This is a genomic window from Arthrobacter sp. NPDC093139 (assembly GCF_044754165.1).
In the GTDB taxonomy this organism is placed as follows: Bacteria; Actinomycetota; Actinomycetes; order Actinomycetales; family Micrococcaceae; genus Arthrobacter.
On record NZ_JBIVOO010000011.1, the window covers coordinates 36516 to 53576 of the forward strand.

Genomic DNA, 17061 nt, shown 5'->3' on the forward strand with positions numbered 1-17061 from the left:
CGACGGAAAAGCAAGGGACGACGGCGGGAGATCCCGCCGTCGTCCCTTCAGTTCGGCTGGGCTGCTAGTGCTGTCCCAGTGTCCCGCCTGCGGGCGGAACTGTGCCGGGGCCGCGATCGGCGGCTTCGTCGCGGTCGGCCGCGCTCAGCGTGTCACTGGTCGCGGTTTCGTCCGAATCGCCCTCGTCGTCAATGAGGCCATTGGTCTGGTCAAAGGGATGAGCGATGGCGTCGTCTGACAGGGCCGACCCGCCGGCGGCCGCCCCGGCTGCCCCGGTTCCCGCGGTTGCCCCGGGAATGGCCGCTGTCCCGGTGGTGTCAGCCCCGGTGGTGTCAGCCGTGCTCGTGTATGCCGGTGCCACCGCTGGCGTGGCGGTGTCTCCGGCCACCGGCACTGTGGTGTCGGTATCGGACTCACCGCTGCGGGTTGCGGCGACGGCTCCGGCCGCTGCTGCGGCGGCTACCCCGACTCCGGCGGCAAGCTTGCCGGATACGCCGGCCTTGCCGCTGTCTCCGCGTGACTCCGCGGCCTGCTCGACGCCGGGTGTCCCCACGGAAGCGCCCTCGTTCACGGAGCCGCGCCAGGCGCCGCTGGCATACCGTTCGTCCTCGATAAATTCCTTGAACTTCTGGAGGTCGGACTCGGCCTGGCGTTCCACCACGTTCAGCTTGTCACCGACCTTCTCCACCAGCCCCTCGGGCTCGTAGTCGATGAAGAGCCGCACGGAGGTCTGTCCGCCGCCGACGTCTTCGAATTCGACCGATCCGGCGTTCGTGGCGCCCTCGGTGGCTGCCCAGGCAACTTTGCGATCAGGGATCTGTTCCAGGATTTTGGCTTCCCATTTCCGTTTGACGCCGGCGATCTCGGCGACCCATTCAAGGCGGTCGTCACTGAGCTGCGTCACGCTCTTCACCCCGCCCATGAAATGCGGAAAATCCTCGAACTGCGTCCACTGGTTGTAGGCCGTGCTTACCGGTACGTTGACCAGAATTCGTTTTTCTACCCTCGTGCTCACAGTGTCTCCTTCGTCGACTTTTGGAACAGGCCATGACGAACAAAACCTAATTCGTCAGCATGCTTACCATATCGGGTTGAGCCGTGGGATGGCCAGAGTCGGGGCGGTTCCGGCGGGCGCCCGGAACGGAGGCTGCCGGGGTGCAGGGGGTGGGGAAGTTGAGCGGGGGCCCCAGCGCGAGTCTGTTGGCTCGAGCGCGGGGGCTCCCTGGGCTCTCCGTTCTGGGGGGAAATCGGAGAGCTTGAAATCAATGTACCGCCGGAGATTGCCGATTCGGTGGTCTTGGTGAGTTCTTGATTAAACCTTGAGTCTTGCAGCGCTGGTGCGGGCTTTTTCCGCTTGGGCGAGGGCGCGCCTCAGGTCCGCAAGGACTTGGTGCTCCGGCGCGCCGGCATCGACAACTGTGAAGCCGGTGAATTCCGGAAGTGCGCGGTAGGCGTCGCGGAGTGCCGTCAGGTCGGCGAGGGATTCCTCGTCCGTGCCGCGCGCCACGATTCTGTCATGGGCCTGCTGCGGGTCGATGTCGAGGTGGATGACAAGGTCGGGGGCCGGAAGTTTTTGAAGGAGCCATGGGAGGGCGCGTCCCCGCGGCAGCCCCTTGGCCTCACGGAGTGCCAGCTGACAGTGAAGGTGCCGGTCCATCACCACCAGTCCTTGGAACCGGCTGGCCCGGGCGTGGGAGACCAGCACGTTGGCCGAGCGGATGATGGATTCAACGGCGTCGGCCAGCCGGGGCGGAAGTCGGATCCCCAGCCGGGCGGAGAGCAGCGACATCCTGCGCCGTCCGGCGTAGTTGCTAAGAAGCAGGGCTTCCCTGCCTTCAGCCAGCGCGGCGGATGCCAAGGCGCGGGCGGCCGTCGTCTTTCCCGAGCCGTCGATTCCCGTCAGCACAATCAGCAAGTAGTCCTCCTTCCGTTTTCGTTATCAGTCCCAACGACGGGCGCCCTTTGATCGTCCCGGCGTGAGGGGGCATCACTCGAGCCTATGCCGTGCTGTCCAAAAAAGAAGAGGACGACGGCGGCGCTTCCGGCGCCGCCGTCGTCCTCCGTGGTCCTGCCTCCAGCTCCATTGGGCTAGCCGCGGCGGGTATAGCTGCCTTCGGTTTCGTCCAGGTGCGGGGTGTGTAGCGTGACGTATCGGCCCTGTACCTTCTCGCCGTTTCCGGCGTGGCCGCCGGGCGTCGTTACGTACGTTCCCTCGGTGCGGGGAATTTCGTTCCGGGCGGCGGGCAGGGTCACATAGCTGCCGCCCCGGGGCGCAGTGTGGTGTGCCGGACGCGTGGTGGTCCCGGCCTTCTTGTGCGCGAATCGCTCAGTCTGCAAAGTCATGGTGTTCTCCTGATGGGTCGCGGGATGGGTGGGGCCGTTCCGGTTCAGTGCCGCATCGCTCGACGGTAGGGGTGCGCTTAAGCAGCGCATCCAGGCGGTGCCTGGTTGTGCGGCAATGTGGCAGGGAGACCGCCTGCCGCAATGTGAATCTCCGGTACCGCGGTGTTCCGTGCGGTGCATTCCTGTACAGAAACTGCCGTGAGCGGCACTCAAAGGGCTTCGGCGGCCTGCTTTAACGCTACCTGCTTATTTTGACTGAATCAAAATAAGGTGGGCAAACTCACGGACAGGGACTTTGGTCGGTTCCATTCCGCGGTTAAACAATTCCGCGCTGTGGATTTAGCCTTCCGGAAACATCCGCTCTCTAGCGTTGCCGGTGACCGACAATGGCGACACGTGCCGCCCCTGACCGACAGGCATCCACGATGAATCCCTCCTCCTTACCCGCTTCTCCGCCGGCCAAAACGCCCACCGACCCGAACACGACGGCCGGGAGTCATGCCCGAAAGCCTTTCTACAAGCAGCTGTTCTTCCAGATCCTCGTGGCGGTGCTCCTGGGCATCTTGATAGGGCACTTCTGGCCGGACCTCGGCTCCAGCCTGCGGCCCTTGGGGGACGGTTTCATCCAGCTGATCAAGATGATCATTGCGCCGCTGATCTTCCTGGTCATCGTCACGGGCATTTCGGCCGTGGGGGACGTCAAGGCAGTGGGCCGGGTGGGCGTAAAAGCCCTGCTGTACTTTACGGGCGCAACCCTGTTTGCCCTGGTCTTCGGGCTTGTCGTCGGCAACGTGATCCAGCCGGGGGCGGGCCTGAACATCGATCCGGCGACGCTCTCGCAGGACGCGCTGGATGCCAAGACGGGCACGGCCCCGCCCAAGGATGCAGGGCAGTTCCTGCTGGGTGTCATCCCCACCAGCATGGTGGGTGCCTTCGCGTCCAACAGCCTGCTTCAGGTGCTGTGCTTTTCGGTGTTCTTCGGGGCCGCCATCGTGGTGGTGGGCCGCGAACGGTGCCTGCCGGTGGTGACCCTGCTGGAGACTGTGCTGGAGCTCTTCTTCAAGATCATGGGCTGGGTGATGCGCGTGGCCCCCATCGGCGCGTTCGGTGCCATGGCCTTCATCATCGGGCAGTACGGCTTGGATTCGCTGGGCACTTACGCGGTGCTGATCGCGGCCTGCTACGGCGCGGCGCTCGTTTTCATCGCCCTCCTGTTCTTCGTCGCCTGGGTTTATCCGCGCGTTCCGCTGTGGCAGTTCGTCCGGTACTCACGGGAGGAATTTCTGCTGGCACTCGGAACTGCCTCCACCGAATCCGTGCTGCCGCGCATCATGGCCAAACTGACGAACGCCGGCTGTTCCCGTGCCACAACCGGGCTCGTCGTGCCCACCGGGTATTCGTTCAACCTGGACGGCGCTGCGCTCTACCTCTCGATCTCCCTGCTCTTCCTTGCCCAGGCCTTCGGCCACAGCCTTGACCTCGGCCAGCAGCTGGCTGCCCTGGGCATCCTGATGCTGACTTCCAAGGGCATGGCCGGGGTGCCGGGCTCCGCATTCCTGGCGCTCTCGGCGACGGCTGGGGCGCTGGGCATCTTCCCGGTGGCCGGCGTGGCCCTCCTGCTGGGCGCTGACCGCGTCATGGATTCCATGCGCGTCGTGGTGAACCTGCTGGGCAACTGCGTCGCCACCTTCGTGGTCGCGAAGTGGGAGGGCCAGTTCGACCGGGAGGCCATGCTGGCCGCTTTCAGCGGGGAAAGCACGACGGCGGGCGGCCCGCCGGAGTCTCCCGCCGCCGTCGGACTTCCCAGTGCTGCTGACGACGGCGGCCCGGCGGCTGCTGATGCTCCTGATGCGCACGCTGCGGCGGATGGCGTGCAGCCGGCAGGCCTCCGCTAGCTCTTCTGGATCGGGCGTTAACCGATTCGCTCGGCCAGGGCCACAATGATTCCTTCGGGTCCGCGAACGTACGCCATGCGCCACACGTCCTCGTATTGACCGACGCCGCCAATCAGGCCGTAGCCGTCGGCGGCCAGCCGTTCGACGGCTGCCTGAAGGTCGTCCACCTCGAACGCCACGTTCCGCAGCCCCAGTTCGGTGGACATCGGGGCGGAAGACCCGGGCTGGTGGTCGGGGTGGATGAAGCTTGACAGCTCCACGCCGGCGCCTCCGTCGGGCGCCCGCAGCATGACGATCTCGCTGCGGGAGTCGGGGATGCCGATCACCGTGTCCACGAACTCGCCCTCCATGAACATCCGGCCCTCGACCTCGAGACCCAGACTGACGAAGAACGCCATTGCCTTGTCGAGGTCCGCAACGGTGATGCCGACGTGGTCAAAGCGTCGCACATGTGACATGGGTGCAGTCTCCAATTCTGGCGACGCCTCCATCGACGTCTCGGTAGGGGCGGCCGTGGCAGCCGCCCATTCCGAATGGCGTGGCGGTCATCAGCCTACCCCCCTGGCCTGGCCGCTCCACTAGGCTGGCAGGGAGAATATCCACCCGGCAGCCACCCTTCCATGGACACCGCCATGGACGCGCCTGCCCCTGATCCGACGGAGCTGTTGGAGACCCATGACCCGGAAGATTACTGTGAGCGTGCCGGACGCGGCACTGCGTGAGTACCTGAAGCCGCATGCGGACGTCACGGTGCTGGAGTGGGACTTCGCGAGCGAGCCGCCGCAGCAGCGCATCGACATCGTGGTCCCGCCCTACAAGGGCGGGGCACAGGTGCTTCGCAGGCTTGAGGACGTGGAAACGGCCCTGGTGCAGAGCCAGTCGATCGGGTACGACGGCGTGGCGGATTCACTGCCCGCCGGGCGGGTCTTCGCGAATGCGGCCGGCGTCCACGAGACCTCCACTGCGGAGTTGGTCCTGGCCATGGTGCTGGCGAGCCAGCGTGAGTTCCCGCGGCTCCTGCGCAACCAGCAGGAGGGCTTCTGGGAGACCAGGCCAACCGCCAGCCTGGCCGACAGCAGGGTCCTGATTTTGGGCTACGGGGGCGTGGGCAAGGCGATCGAGCAGCGGCTCATTCCGTTCGAAACCAGCGTCACCAGGGTGGCCAGCCAGGCGCGGACGGATGAACGGGGAGAGGTGCACGGCATCGACGAACTGCCGGCGCTGCTGCCGGAGCACGACATCGTGGTGGTGGGGGTCCCGCTGAGCGACGCCACGCGGCACCTTATTGACGATGCGTTCCTTGCGGCCATGCCCGACGGCGCGCTGCTCGTCAACGTGGCCCGCGGGCCGGTGGCGGACACCGACGCCATCGTCCGCCACACCTCCGCCGGACGGATCCGCGCGGCCCTGGACGTCACCGACCCGGAGCCGCTGCCCCGGGACCACCCGCTGTGGTCGACGCCCGGCGTCATCATCACCCCGCACGTGGGCGGCGCCAGCGCCGCGATGCCTCCCCGGATGGGACGGCTGCTGCAGCGGCAGATCGACCTCATGCTGGCAGGACAACCGCCGGCCAACGTGGTGCTGGGCGGCTGATCCGGAGCCGGCTCAGAGTGAAACGCTGCCGCTGATCACGGTGCGGCTGGCACCGCCAACCCAGACGTCGGAGCCGTCGCTGGTGATGCTGATGAGGCCACCGCGTCCCAGGACTGTGCCTTGCCTGGCTGTGTAACTTCCGTTGACCACTCCGTCGGCCAGGAGCCACAGCGCCAGGCCGGCGTTGAGGCTGCCGGTTACCGGGTCTTCCGGGACGTCGAGGCCCGGGGCGAATCCACGCACCTCGAAGTCCGCCGGGCCTCCCGGGCCGAACGCACCGATGACGCCGACCAGCAGTTCACCCATGGCGGCGAAGTCAGGCTTGAGGTCCAGTACGGCTTCGGCGGAAGCCAGCCGGAGGCCGAGCCAGCCCGGCCCGTTGTCTACCCAATTGCTGGCCAGCACGTCGTCCTCGCCGATCCCGAGGCCGGAGAGTGCCTGCTTCAGCACGGCCGGCCCCACCGGTCCTGATCTACGCAGGGGTGGCGCCGCAAAGGCGAGCTCGTGCCCTTCACGCCTGATCGCCACAGGCCCGACGCCGCACTCCTGGATCAGTATCCCTTCGGTGCGGGGCTCACCGCCGCGCTCCAGCCAGGCATGGGCCGAGCCGAGCGTGGGGTGCCCGGCGAAGGGCAGCTCGGCCTTTGGCGTGAAAATCCGCAGCCTGTAATCAGCGTCCGGATTGGACGGCTTGAGCAGGAACGTGGTTTCGGAGAGGTTGGTCCAGTTCGCGAAGGTCTGCATCTGCTCGGTGGTCAGGGCATCGGCGTCATGCACGACGGCCACCGGGTTGCCCGGTTTGGGCCCCGGGGCAAAGACGTCTACCTGCGAAAAGTTGTAGTTGTTCACCATGGCGGCCTGCTCTTTCGTCCCAAGTTCGTTGGCGTCCTGACCCACGCTAGGGAACGGACACGCAGTCGCGCCAGAGCCAATTTCGGAAAGTGGACCCGGGTTCAGTCCTGCAGCAGGTCCGCGGGATCACGCGGTGTGGCCAGGCCGTCCACTACCTCGACGCCGGGCAGCTTGAGGAGTTCGGCCGGTGCAAGGACGATCTTGCTGGACCTGTTGCCGCCGCCCATGACAACCCGCTCCGCGTCCAGCACCGCGCGGTCTACATAGACAGGCAGCCCCTCGATGCCGGGAACCGTCACTCCGCCGATGAGCATCCCGGTCACGGCGGTGGTGGTCTCGGCGTCGGCGAAGGAGGCCCGCTTGACGCCCAGCAGCCCGCGCACGGCGCGGTTCACGTCGAGGCGGGTGGTGCCGAGCACCACGCACACCGCGTACAAGGGCGGATCCACCTTCTTTGACGTCACGACGATGGTGTTGGCCGCCTCCTCGAGGGTGAAGCCGTAGTGCTCGCAGAACGCCGCGGTGTCAGCGAGCTCCGGGGAGCACTCGAGTACTTCGTGGCGGACACCGTGGCGTTCCAGGGCGTCGGCCACCTCGGCCATCAGGATCGTGTCGGTCACGGGGGTTCCTCTCGTCCGTTCCAAAGTACAACGGGCGCCTACGCGTTGCGGGACCGGCCACGGTCACGTCCGGCCCCAAGGCGCCGGACGTACACTGGCCTTCGAATCTGTTTGCGTGGGATCCGCCGGAATTCCAATTCCTGGGAACCCCTGCGGCGAGAAGTGGAGCCCCGCATGCTCTGGAAGTTACTCGTTGAATACCTGAAGCCGCACCGCGGGCTGCTGGTCGCCGTCGTGGTTTTCCAGCTGGCACAGTCCATCGCCTCCCTGTACCTGCCCACGCTGAACGCGGACATCATCGATGAGGGCGTGGCCAAGGGGGACACCGGCGTCATCCTCAGCCTGGGCGCCCTGATGCTGGGAATCACGCTGCTGCAGATCGTGTGCGCAGTGATTGCGGTGTACTTCGGGGCGAAGGCCGCCATGGGCACGGGCCGGGACCTTCGCGGCGCCATCTTCTCCCGCGTGGGTGAGTTCTCCGAACAGGAAGTCACCCGGTTCGGCGCGCCCAGCCTGATCACCCGGTCCACCAACGATGTCCAGCAGGTGCAGCAGCTGGTGCTGATGGCCGCCACCATGATGGTGGCCGCGCCCATGCTCGCGATTGGCGGCGTGATCATGGCCGTCCGGCAGGATGTGCAGCTGTCCTGGCTGATCGCGGTCGCCGTGCCCGTGCTGCTGACGGGGGTGGGTCTGATCATCATCCGTATGGTGCCGCTGTTCCGGAAGATGCAGAAGCGGATCGACACCGTGAACAGAGTGCTCCGCGAGCAGCTCACCGGCATCCGTGTGGTGCGCGCGTTCGTCCGCGAGGACATCGAGACGGCCCGCTTCGCCCAAGCCAACGAGGACGTCACGGACACCGCGCTGCGTGCGGGCCGGCTGATGGCGCTCGCGTTCCCCGTGGTGATGCTGGTGCTGAACGTCTCCAGTGTGGCGGTGATCTGGTTCGGCTCGTTCCGGATCGAGGACGGCTCCATGCAAGTGGGCACGCTCATCGCGTTCCTCAGCTACCTGATGCAGATCCTGATGTCCGTCATGATGGCCACGTTTATGGCGGTGATGATCCCGCGTGCCGCCGTCTCCGCGGACCGGATTGGCGAGGTGCTGGGTACGGAGTCGAGTGTCCAGCCACCGAAGAAGCCTGTCAGCAGCGCTGTTTCTTCAGACGGCCGGCGCCGCGGTGAACTGGAAATGGTCGACGCCGGATTCGCCTACCCGGGTGCCGACCAGCCCGTCCTCTCCGGGATCAGCTTCATCGCCAAAGCAGGGCAGACGACGGCGATCATCGGCAGCACCGGCGCAGGGAAGACCACCCTGGTGAACCTCATGCCGCGGCTGTTCGACGCCACCACGGGCTCGGTCCGGATCGACGGCGTGGACGTCCGCGAGCTGCACCCGGACCTGCTCTGGGGGCACATCGGCCTGGTGCCGCAGCGGCCCTACCTGTTTACCGGCACCGTTCGCAGCAACCTGCAGTACGGCAAGCCGGACGCCACCGAGGAGGAGCTCTGGGCCGCACTGGAGATCGCTCAGGCCCGGGACTTCGTGGAGGAGATGGAGGGCGGGCTGGATGCGCCCATCTCTCAGGGCGGCACCAACGTCTCCGGCGGGCAGCGGCAGCGGCTGGCCATCGCCCGGGCCCTGGTGAAGCGGCCCGAGCTGTACATCTTTGATGACTCGTTCTCCTCGCTGGACACTGGCACCGACGCCCGGCTGCGCCGTGCCCTCAAGCGCAGCACCGCCGGTGCCACGCTGGTGATCATCGCCCAGCGGGTGTCCAGCATCGTTGACGCGGACCAGATCCTGGTGCTCGACGGCGGCAGGATCGTCGGGCGCGGAACGCACGGTGAGCTGCTGGAGACGTCGGAAACGTACCGCGAGATCGTCTCGTCCCAGCTGGCAGCGGAGGAGACGGTATGAGCACACCGCACCGGCCGCCGTCGGGCGCTACCTCCGCTGCCACCGCCGGAACAGCACCTGCCTCGAAAACCGGGCCCGCCGTCGTCGAACGCATCCCCCGTCCGGCGGGCGGGCCGGGACGTGGAGGGCCGTTCGCGGGGATGAACGTCCCCGCCGAGAAGGCGATGAACTTCGGGCCGTCGGCCAAGCGGCTGCTGGGCACGCTGCGGCCAGAGCGGGGGTGGCTGCTGCTGGTGCTGGTGATGGGGACCGCGAGTGTGGCGCTGTCGGTGATCGGGCCGCGGCTGCTGGGGGAGGGCACCAACCTTATTTTCGCCGGAGTGGTGTCCCGGGAGCTGCCGGCCGGGGCGAGCAAGGCGGACGTGATTGCGCAGCTGCGGGCGTCCGGGCAGAACCAGCAGGCGGACATGCTCACGCCGATGGCGCTGACGCCTGGCCAGGGGATCGACTTCGCGGCGCTGTCCACGGTGCTGCTGTGGGCGCTGGTGCTGTACGTGCTGGCATCGGCGTTTATGTGGGTGCAGGCGTATGTGCTGAACGGGGTGGTGCAGCGGACGGTGTTCGGGCTGCGCGGGGAGGTGGAGGCGAAGATCCACCGGCTGCCGCTGCGGTATTTCGATTCGATCCAGCGCGGGGAGCTGCTGAGCCGGGTGACCAACGACGTCGACAACATCTCCCAGAGCCTGCAGCAGTCCATCAGCCAGGCGGTCACGTCTGTGCTGACGGTGGTGGGGGTGCTGGTGATGATGTTTATCCTTTCGCCCACCTTGGCGTTGATCGCGCTGGTGACCGTGCCGCTGACGCTGGTGATCACGGCGCTGATCGCCAAGCGCTCGCAGAAGCTGTTTGTGGCGCAGTGGAAGAACACGGGGGAGCTGAACGGGCAGATTGAGGAGACGTACACCGGGCATGCGCTAGTGAAGGTGTTCGGCCGGCAGCACGAGGTGGAGGAACGGTTCCGGCAAAAGAACGTGGAGCTGTATGAGGCGAGCTTCGGCGCGCAGTTCGTTTCCGGGCTGATCATGCCGGCCATGACTTTCATCGGGAACCTGGTGTACGTGGGGATAGCGGTGGTGGGCGGCCTGCAGGTGGCGTCCGGGGCGATGCAGCTGGGGGATGTGCAGGCGTTCATCCAGTACTCGCGGCAGTTCACCATGCCGCTGGCGCAGCTAGGGTCCATGGCCAACCTGCTGCAGTCCGGGGTGGCGTCCGCCGAGCGGGTGTTCTCGTTATTGGACGAGGACGAGGAGCTGCCGGATCCATTGCCTGCTGCCTCTCCCGATGGCGGAGCGCGGGGACGGCTGGTGTTCGAGGACGTGTCCTTCTCCTACTCGCCGGACAAGCCGCTCATCTCTTCGCTTTCTTTGGTGGCGGAGCCGGGGCAGACGGTGGCGATTGTGGGGCCGACCGGCGCGGGCAAGACCACGCTGGTGAACCTGATGATGCGGTTCTACGAGATTGACGCGGGGCGGATAACGCTCGACGGCGTGGACATCACCTCCGTGCCGCGACGTGAGCTGCGCTCGCGGCTGGGCATGGTGCTGCAGGATACGTGGCTGTTCGGCGGGACCATCCGGGACAACATTGCGTACGGCCGGCCTGGTGCTTCGGAGGCGGAGATCCTGGAGGCGGCGCAGGCGACGTATGTGGACCGGTTCGTGCGCTCGCTTCCGGAGGGCTACGACACCGTATTGGAGGACGAGGGTTCCAATGTTTCAGCGGGGGAGAAGCAACTGCTGACGATTGCCCGGGCGTTCCTGTCCCGGCCTTCCGTTTTGATTCTCGATGAGGCGACTTCTTCCGTTGATACCCGGACGGAGGTGCTGGTGCAGAAGGCGATGAGTGCCCTGCGGAGCGACCGGACGAGCTTCGTAATTGCGCACCGTCTGTCAACTATCCGCGACGCCGACCTCATCCTGGTCATGGAGGCCGGGCAGATCGTGGAGCAGGGGACGCACGCTTCGTTGCTGGCACGTGGTGGGGCTTATGCGCGGTTGTACGAGGCGCAGTTCGCGGCTCCAGTCGCGGAGGTTTAAGGCGGCTGGTGCAAGGCGGCGCCGTTCCAGGCTGACTTATGCACTGACACCGGCGTAAGGGGAAGATAAGCAGACGGAGACAAGCGCCCATCCGGTGCTGGCCAGTATCAGTCTTGTCAGGTTGAGATCTAAGAGCCTCTTGAGCTTTGTCAGAAAAAGGGGAAACAGACCCTATGCTGACGCCCCTTCGGCTTCTTACCTGACGTCAGGTTGGGGTGTACTTCATCACTGACAGCGGTAGTTGCCGGCATTAGTGGTCCCTTGCCCCGGCTGGCGCAGTCCTCAATAGCAGGTATCGGGATTCTGACCCATTTTCTGGCACTCTGCCACTGGGGTAGAGGGGAGGCCCGGCGCTGGCCCCGACTTTCGGGTTGCGTGAGTTGCGTGTCCGCCGCCAGCGCCGGGAGTCGGATATTTTTTTGCTTATTGATCCCCACGTCCGGTCCTGACAGGATCGACGAGTGTTTGGTAGCCGTCGACGTGATGGAATAGTTTCCGACCGCCGGCGTTCTCCAGTAGCAGCCACATGACGGTGCCGTCCGCCGAAATGGCGTCTATCGTTCCCCTGTGCCGCTCCCCGGCCAGGGGGCCGAGAAGCAACACAGTGTCGCCAGGGATGAGCTCGCACCAATTCGCCACAACCGATCGCTGGTAGCCATACTGGGTGGGCCTGTTTAGTTGCTCAGGCATGAGCTTGATGCTTGTCGTCATCGGATGCAGTCCCTAGAGCGACCTGAGAACGACCGCGGATCCCTGTCCGCCTCCGCCGCAGATTCCCGCGGCGCCCAGCTGACCCGATCCAAGCTCGGCGAGTTGACGCGCCAGTGTTCCGACAATACGGGCACCTGAGGCTCCGATGGGGTGTCCGAGGGCGATCGCGCCGCCACGGGTGTTGACGATATCGGGGCTGATTCCGAGTGTGCGGACCGATTGGACGGCCACGGCGGCGAACGCCTCGTTGATCTCGACGGCGGCCAGGTCTTCTACTCCGGCGTTGACTTTCTTGAGTGCGGCCAGGATCGCGTTGGCGGGTTGGTCGTGCAGCCGCACGTCCGGCCCGGCCACGAAGGCGTGGGATTCCACTGCAGCGATTGGGGACAGGCCCAGCCGTGCAGCAGCTGCTTGGCTGACGAGGACCAATGCGGCGGCGCCGTCTGTGATTTGCGAGGAGTTGCCGGCCGTGATGGTCCCTGCCTTGCTGAAGGCCGGACGCAGGGCTGCGAGTGACTCGCTGGTCGTCCCGTTCCGAACTCCGTCGTCACCGGCGACTACGCTATCTCCACGGCGTGAGGTGATCGTGTAGGGGGCGATTTCTTGGGCATGGAAGGCGGTATGTGCCTCGGCGCGCTGGTGCGAGGCCGCTGCCCATGCATCCTGGCTTGCCCTGTCCAGACCGTAGTCGGTATTGCCGTCCTCGGTGGAAATCCCCATCGATCGGCGTTCGAAGGCGTCAGTAAGGCCGTCGAGTTCCAGTGTGTCCACGGCCTGCAATGCCCCGTACTTTTGTCCGGCCCTCGCGTTGAACACGTGAGGAGCCAAGGACATGGACTCCTGGCCGAGCGCTACGACGATGTCCGCCTCACCGCTGTCGATCAGCCGTGCGGCGGAAGCGACGGCCTCGATGCCCGAGAGGCACACTGCATTCAGCGTGATTGCCGGGACGCTCAAGGGGATTCCTGCCGCCACGGCAGACTGTCGGGCGGGGTTTTGGCCCGCTCCGCCCTGCAGGACGTGTCCGGCGATCACTCTTTGGACTTCCTGCGGATTTACCCCGGCACGGCTAAGCGCTGCCGCGATCGCGTGAGAGCCAAGGGATGTGGCCGGGATGGAGGCGAATTGTCCGTTGAACCGGGCGAAGGGTGTCCGGGCGTAGCCGGCGATCAGTGCGCTCATGCGTCTGCCCCGACGGCCTCGGATGCGGGCTCAGGGGTGTCCGCCTGCCGGAGTGCCTCGGGATCACCGGAAGCCAGCTCGAGGGCAACGGTGAATGCCGCCCCGGTCTGAGTGCGAAGTTCTTCGACGGTATGCCCTGGGGCAATTTGGCGCAGGACAAGCGCGTCGTCCACTACATCGAAGACTGCACGGTCGCTGATGATGCGGTCGACAACGCCAACACCGGTCAGCGGAAGGTCGCACTCGGACACGATCTTCGGGGTACCGTCTTTGGCTACATGGTCGGTGACTACGATCACGCGCGGTGTGCCGGCGACAAGGTCCATGGCACCGCCCATACCCTTCACGAGCTTTCCTGGAATGGTCCAGTTAGCCAGGTCTCCTGCCCCGGATACCTGCAGGGCACCGAGGATGGCGGTCTGTACGTGTCCGCCACGGATCATGCCGAAGGAAACAGCGGAGTCAAAAAAACTGCCGCCCGGCAGAACTGTGACGGTCTGTTTGCCGGCGTTGATGAGGTCCGCGTCCTCGTCGCCTTCGTAGGGGAACGGGCCCATGCCCAGCAAGCCGTTCTCGCTTTGGAGAGTAACGCGGACGCCCTCGGGCAGGTGGTTGGCCACTAGCGTCGGGATTCCGATGCCCAGATTCACATACTGGCCGTCTTCGAGTTCGCTGGCGGCGATGGCCGCCATTTCATCACGGGTCCACATGATTTCATACCTCCGCGCGGACCCGTACGGTCCGCTGTTCGATGTCTTTGGTCGGATTGACGACGCGCACCACTCGCTGCACGAAGACCCCTGGTGTGATTACGTCCTCGGGGTCCAGGTAACCATCGATTACTTCTTCGGCTTCAGCGATGGTCGTTCGGCCGGCCGCTGCGACGAGGGGGTTGAAGTTGCGGGCAGTCATTCTGTAGCGGAGGTTGCCTTCGCGGTCTGCCTGGTGGGCGCGGACCAAGGCGACGTCTGCAACGATGCCGCGTTCCAGGATGCAACGCTGGCCATCGAATTCTGCTTCAGGCTTACCCTCCGCGATCGGCGTGCCAACGCCAGTGGGAGTGTAGAAGGCGGGGATGCCTGCTCCGCCAGCGCGCAGACGCTCCGCGAGGGTTCCCTGCGGAACGAATTCAACATCGAGCGTGCCTGCCAGGTATTGCTCTGCAAAGAGCTTGTTTTCCCCAACGTAGGAAGCCAGAACCTTGCTCACCTGCTGGTTCTCCAGCAGCAGGCCCAGTCCCTTGCCGTCCACGCCCATGTTGTTGGATACGACGGTCAAGTTACGCGCGCCGCTGTCGCGTACCGCCTCGATGAGGTCCCGGGGGATGCCGCTGAGGCCGAATCCCCCGACGGCGAGGACCATTCCGTCCTGGATGGTTCCGGCCAGTGCCTCTGCGGCGCTGCCCCAAAGTTTTTCTGCCATCTTATTTCCTATTCGTCCACTATATGATCTGTGCGAGGTGTGTCATGAACCGTAGCTTTTGCCCTGGAGTGCAGTCAATGTAAATGTGCCCTTGACCATTTATTGGTCGCCTTGTGGTCAGAGCGGACCAAAGCGTCCATAATGTAGACATGAGTGAAACGCTTCCCGGGGCCCAAGTCGTCGGCCGCATCGGCCAGGTTCTCCGAGCCGTCAGCGGGGCCATGCCCCGCGGAATCGGGACGACAGAGGTAGCCCGCGCCACCGGGTTGGCGCGCCCCACGGCCCATCGGCTGCTGTCATCTTTGGCGGTCGAGGGGTTCCTGGACCATGATTCCAAGGCGGGCCGCTGGCACCTGGGGCCCGAGCTCTACCTCATGGGGTCTATCGCCGCGGAGCGCTATGACATCACCGAACTGGCCCGCGACCACGTCCGGGCCCTTGCTGAAGAGACCGGGGAGAGCGCCTTCCTGTCGGCCCGACGCGGCGACGAAACTGTCTGCGTGCTGCGCCAGGACGGCAGCTTCCCGATCCGTTCCTTCGTTCTTTACGAGGGCAAGCGCTTCCCTCTCGGCGTCGCATCCGCGGGCCTGGTTATCCTCTCGTTCCTGCCGCGGGATGCCGCCGAGCGGTACCTTGCCCGCGCGCGACTGGAAGAACACTTTGGCCCCGAACACGCTGCGGACCTCATCCGCCAACGGGTCGAAGAGACCCGCGCGGCGGGATATTCAACCAATCCTGGGCTCCTCGTTCAAGGAAGTTGGGGCATGGGAGCGGCGGTGTTCGACGCCGCCGGGCAGCCTGCCTGGGCATTGAGCATCACCGGTATAGAGTCCCGTTTCTCCGCCGAACGGCGCCCCGTCCTTGGGCGCCTGCTGCTGCGCCACGCCCACGCCCTATCCGAGAAGATCAAACGCTGAGCCCCTGCCCTGCCCTCCTCTGGCTTGAACGCGCAGGGGCCGGATTCCTGCTGGCGCGGGGTTGTCCCGTCTCCGGTGCCCGCAGGGCTGAACGACAAAAGCGCCGCCGGGAATTGGTGGCCCGCCGGCGCTTCACGCGTTAGTTATGGGCTACGGCAGCTGCGTCGGAAGTCGCAGCGGCGTCGCTTTTCCTGCTGCCGGCATTCATGATGAGGCCGGCAGCAAATTCGGAGATCCAACCAAGGCAGGCACCGATAACAAGCGCCAGTGACGTGCCTAGAAGGTCGAGGTTATTTCCGAAGTATGCCGCGGTGCCGGCGAACGCCCCCGGGATAAAGCTCAGGACACTCCAGCGTGCCTGGATGCACATGGCGAAGGCAGCGATGGCGACCGAGACTCCCAGGGCCCCCGGAATCGGCAGTGTTGACGCCCCCCACACCATTGCGGCGCCCCACAGGACACCGGTCAGGTTCGCAGGGATGGTCTTGAGAAGCCCCGTCCGCTTGCCTCCCGCCGCGAAGAAGCACGCCCATGACAAGAATCCGACCCAGGTGATGAGTCCAAGGGGAGTGCTGTACTCGGCCCAGAAGCCGGCAAGAACGCCTGCAGTGATACCGATAATTACAAGAGCCTTCATAGTTGTTCCTTGCTTTCAAGAGAGCATCGTTGATCAGTTGAGGGGGTGGAAGGCGGTGACCCCTCCCTGCGGCATCTGCCGACGTCCAGTCCCTTTGGGCCTGAGCTAAAGCAGGGCCGCTCCATATTTTTTTGCCCTTGGCGGCATCGCCTTAGCGGAACTGGAGCGGGAGGGGAGGCACTTCACCGATTATCGTTAATTGATAATCTGACTGCGACTGTACACGGCTGTGACTGCACTCACAAGGCTTTGAGCCGATATTGCACACTGTTGAGGTGAATCAGGGGCCCGGACAGCTGTGCGTCTCGGGCCACACGGAACGGGTCTCCAGGCATAGCGACACAACCCTATGACTCTTTGCTCCGCCCGGCGGTGGGGCTTCCAAACGCGATGTCGCGGCCCACATGGGAGGCTGTACGCGAGCGGGCACTAACGCGAGCGGTATCCAGGGCTGGACAGTGCCGACGTTAGCCCCCTGAGGAGACCCATTCTGTGGTGCCGTCGCTAAAAAACTGCTCTTTCCAAATCGGGACCTGCGCCTTGATCCGGTCCACCAATTCACAGCAGACCTCGAACGCCTGCTGCCGGTGGGGGGCCGCCACGGCACACACGAGCGCGGAGTCGCCAATTTCAAGCCGGCCAACCCTGTGTGCGGCCCAGATCCGCAAGGATTGACTGTCCGCGCCGGTGTTCTCTTGGACGAGGGCTGCAACTACCTCTCTGAGCACCCGCTCCGCGATCGGATGGGCGGAGTACCTCAGCTGCTCAACACTCTTGCCTCCATCGTGATTGCGGACGACGCCGCTGAAGCTGACAACGGCACCGTCCCCTTCTGACCCGACAGCGGCGATTGCCTCTTCCACGGCGATCGGTTCGGAGGCCAGTGAGGTCCTTATGACCTGGATTTGCGTTTCTGCCCTGCTCATT

At 65.2% G+C, this 17061-nt stretch carries 17 protein-coding genes; 5 read left to right on the forward strand and 12 right to left on the reverse strand.

Annotated features, from left to right (window positions below; genetic code table 11):
• Nucleotides 1-64: 64 nt before the first annotated feature.
• The 3 genes from ACIP90_RS16020 to ACIP90_RS16030 all read right to left on the reverse strand — a co-directional run bounded on the left by ACIP90_RS16020 (nt 65) and on the right by ACIP90_RS16030 (nt 2343).
• The gene (locus tag ACIP90_RS16020) at nt 65-1015 is read right to left on the reverse strand and encodes an SRPBCC family protein (protein ID WP_400580522.1); all 951 of its coding nucleotides are present in this window, start codon (nt 1013-1015) and stop codon (nt 65-67) included.
• A gap of 297 nt (nt 1016-1312) precedes the next feature.
• Nucleotides 1313-1915, reverse strand: a complete 603-nt coding sequence (locus tag ACIP90_RS16025; protein ID WP_400580524.1) for a dTMP kinase — start codon at nt 1913-1915, stop codon at nt 1313-1315.
• Nucleotides 1916-2088: 173 nt separating this feature from the next.
• A complete protein-coding gene (locus ACIP90_RS16030) occupies nt 2089-2343 on the reverse strand; it encodes a hypothetical protein (protein WP_400580526.1) in 255 nt (84 codons plus the stop codon).
• A gap of 425 nt (nt 2344-2768) precedes the next feature.
• On the opposite strand from ACIP90_RS16030, the gene ACIP90_RS16035 reads away from it, so the two are divergent.
• On the forward strand, nt 2769-4238 hold the full coding sequence (locus ACIP90_RS16035) for a cation:dicarboxylate symporter family transporter (RefSeq protein WP_400580528.1): 1470 nt from the start codon (nt 2769-2771) through the stop codon (nt 4236-4238).
• Nucleotides 4239-4255: 17 nt separating this feature from the next.
• Here ACIP90_RS16035 and ACIP90_RS16040 read toward each other — a convergent pair whose 3' ends face one another.
• Complete coding sequence (locus tag ACIP90_RS16040; protein ID WP_400580529.1) at nt 4256-4696, reverse strand: VOC family protein; 441 nt, start codon at nt 4694-4696, stop codon at nt 4256-4258.
• Nucleotides 4697-4913: 217 nt separating this feature from the next.
• On the opposite strand from ACIP90_RS16040, the gene ACIP90_RS16045 reads away from it, so the two are divergent.
• Nucleotides 4914-5834, forward strand: a complete 921-nt coding sequence (locus tag ACIP90_RS16045; RefSeq protein WP_400580531.1) for a 2-hydroxyacid dehydrogenase — start codon at nt 4914-4916, stop codon at nt 5832-5834.
• A gap of 12 nt (nt 5835-5846) precedes the next feature.
• Here ACIP90_RS16045 and ACIP90_RS16050 read toward each other — a convergent pair whose 3' ends face one another.
• Both ACIP90_RS16050 and ACIP90_RS16055 read right to left on the reverse strand, forming a co-directional pair.
• On the reverse strand, nt 5847-6686 hold the full coding sequence (locus ACIP90_RS16050; protein WP_400580533.1) for a PhzF family phenazine biosynthesis protein: 840 nt from the start codon (nt 6684-6686) through the stop codon (nt 5847-5849).
• A 101-nt stretch (nt 6687-6787) separates the two neighbouring features.
• Nucleotides 6788-7306, reverse strand: coding sequence for a YbaK/EbsC family protein (locus tag ACIP90_RS16055; RefSeq protein ID WP_400580535.1), 519 nt, complete (start codon nt 7304-7306; stop codon nt 6788-6790).
• Between the two features lie 174 nt (nt 7307-7480).
• Between ACIP90_RS16055 and ACIP90_RS16060 the strand changes: the two genes are divergently transcribed.
• A complete protein-coding gene (locus tag ACIP90_RS16060; RefSeq protein ID WP_400580537.1) occupies nt 7481-9229 on the forward strand; it encodes an ABC transporter ATP-binding protein in 1749 nt (582 codons plus the stop codon).
• The gene (locus ACIP90_RS16065; RefSeq protein ID WP_400580539.1) at nt 9226-11265 is read left to right on the forward strand and encodes an ABC transporter ATP-binding protein; all 2040 of its coding nucleotides are present in this window, start codon (nt 9226-9228) and stop codon (nt 11263-11265) included. Before ACIP90_RS16060 ends, ACIP90_RS16065 begins: the two co-directional genes overlap by 4 nt.
• A gap of 423 nt (nt 11266-11688) precedes the next feature.
• Here the strand turns inward: ACIP90_RS16065 and ACIP90_RS16070 are convergent, their stop codons facing one another.
• The 4 genes from ACIP90_RS16070 to ACIP90_RS16085 are packed head-to-tail and all read right to left on the reverse strand — an operon-like array spanning nt 11689 to nt 14580.
• The gene (locus tag ACIP90_RS16070) at nt 11689-11976 is read right to left on the reverse strand and encodes a hypothetical protein (protein ID WP_400580541.1); all 288 of its coding nucleotides are present in this window, start codon (nt 11974-11976) and stop codon (nt 11689-11691) included.
• Between the two features lie 12 nt (nt 11977-11988).
• Nucleotides 11989-13158, reverse strand: coding sequence for an acetyl-CoA C-acyltransferase (locus ACIP90_RS16075; protein WP_400580543.1), 1170 nt, complete (start codon nt 13156-13158; stop codon nt 11989-11991).
• Nucleotides 13155-13871, reverse strand: coding sequence for a CoA transferase subunit B (locus ACIP90_RS16080; RefSeq protein WP_400580658.1), 717 nt, complete (start codon nt 13869-13871; stop codon nt 13155-13157). Before ACIP90_RS16080 ends, ACIP90_RS16075 begins: the two co-directional genes overlap by 4 nt.
• A 1-nt stretch (nt 13872) precedes the next feature.
• Entirely contained in the window at nt 13873-14580 is a 708-nt protein-coding gene (locus tag ACIP90_RS16085) for a CoA transferase subunit A (protein ID WP_400580545.1), read from the reverse strand.
• 149 nt (nt 14581-14729) lie between these two features.
• Between ACIP90_RS16085 and ACIP90_RS16090 the strand changes: the two genes are divergently transcribed.
• Nucleotides 14730-15497 (forward strand): IclR family transcriptional regulator, encoded by a 768-nt coding sequence (locus ACIP90_RS16090; protein WP_400580547.1) that lies wholly within the window; start codon nt 14730-14732, stop codon nt 15495-15497.
• A gap of 139 nt (nt 15498-15636) precedes the next feature.
• Here ACIP90_RS16090 and ACIP90_RS16095 read toward each other — a convergent pair whose 3' ends face one another.
• Both ACIP90_RS16095 and ACIP90_RS16100 read right to left on the reverse strand, forming a co-directional pair.
• The gene (locus ACIP90_RS16095) at nt 15637-16134 is read right to left on the reverse strand and encodes a DUF1097 domain-containing protein (protein WP_400580549.1); all 498 of its coding nucleotides are present in this window, start codon (nt 16132-16134) and stop codon (nt 15637-15639) included.
• A gap of 467 nt (nt 16135-16601) precedes the next feature.
• Nucleotides 16602-17060: a molybdenum cofactor biosynthesis protein MoaE gene (locus ACIP90_RS16100; RefSeq protein ID WP_400580551.1), complete on the reverse strand. Its 459-nt coding sequence runs from the start codon at nt 17058-17060 to the stop codon at nt 16602-16604.
• Nucleotide 17061: the final 1 nt, after the last annotated feature.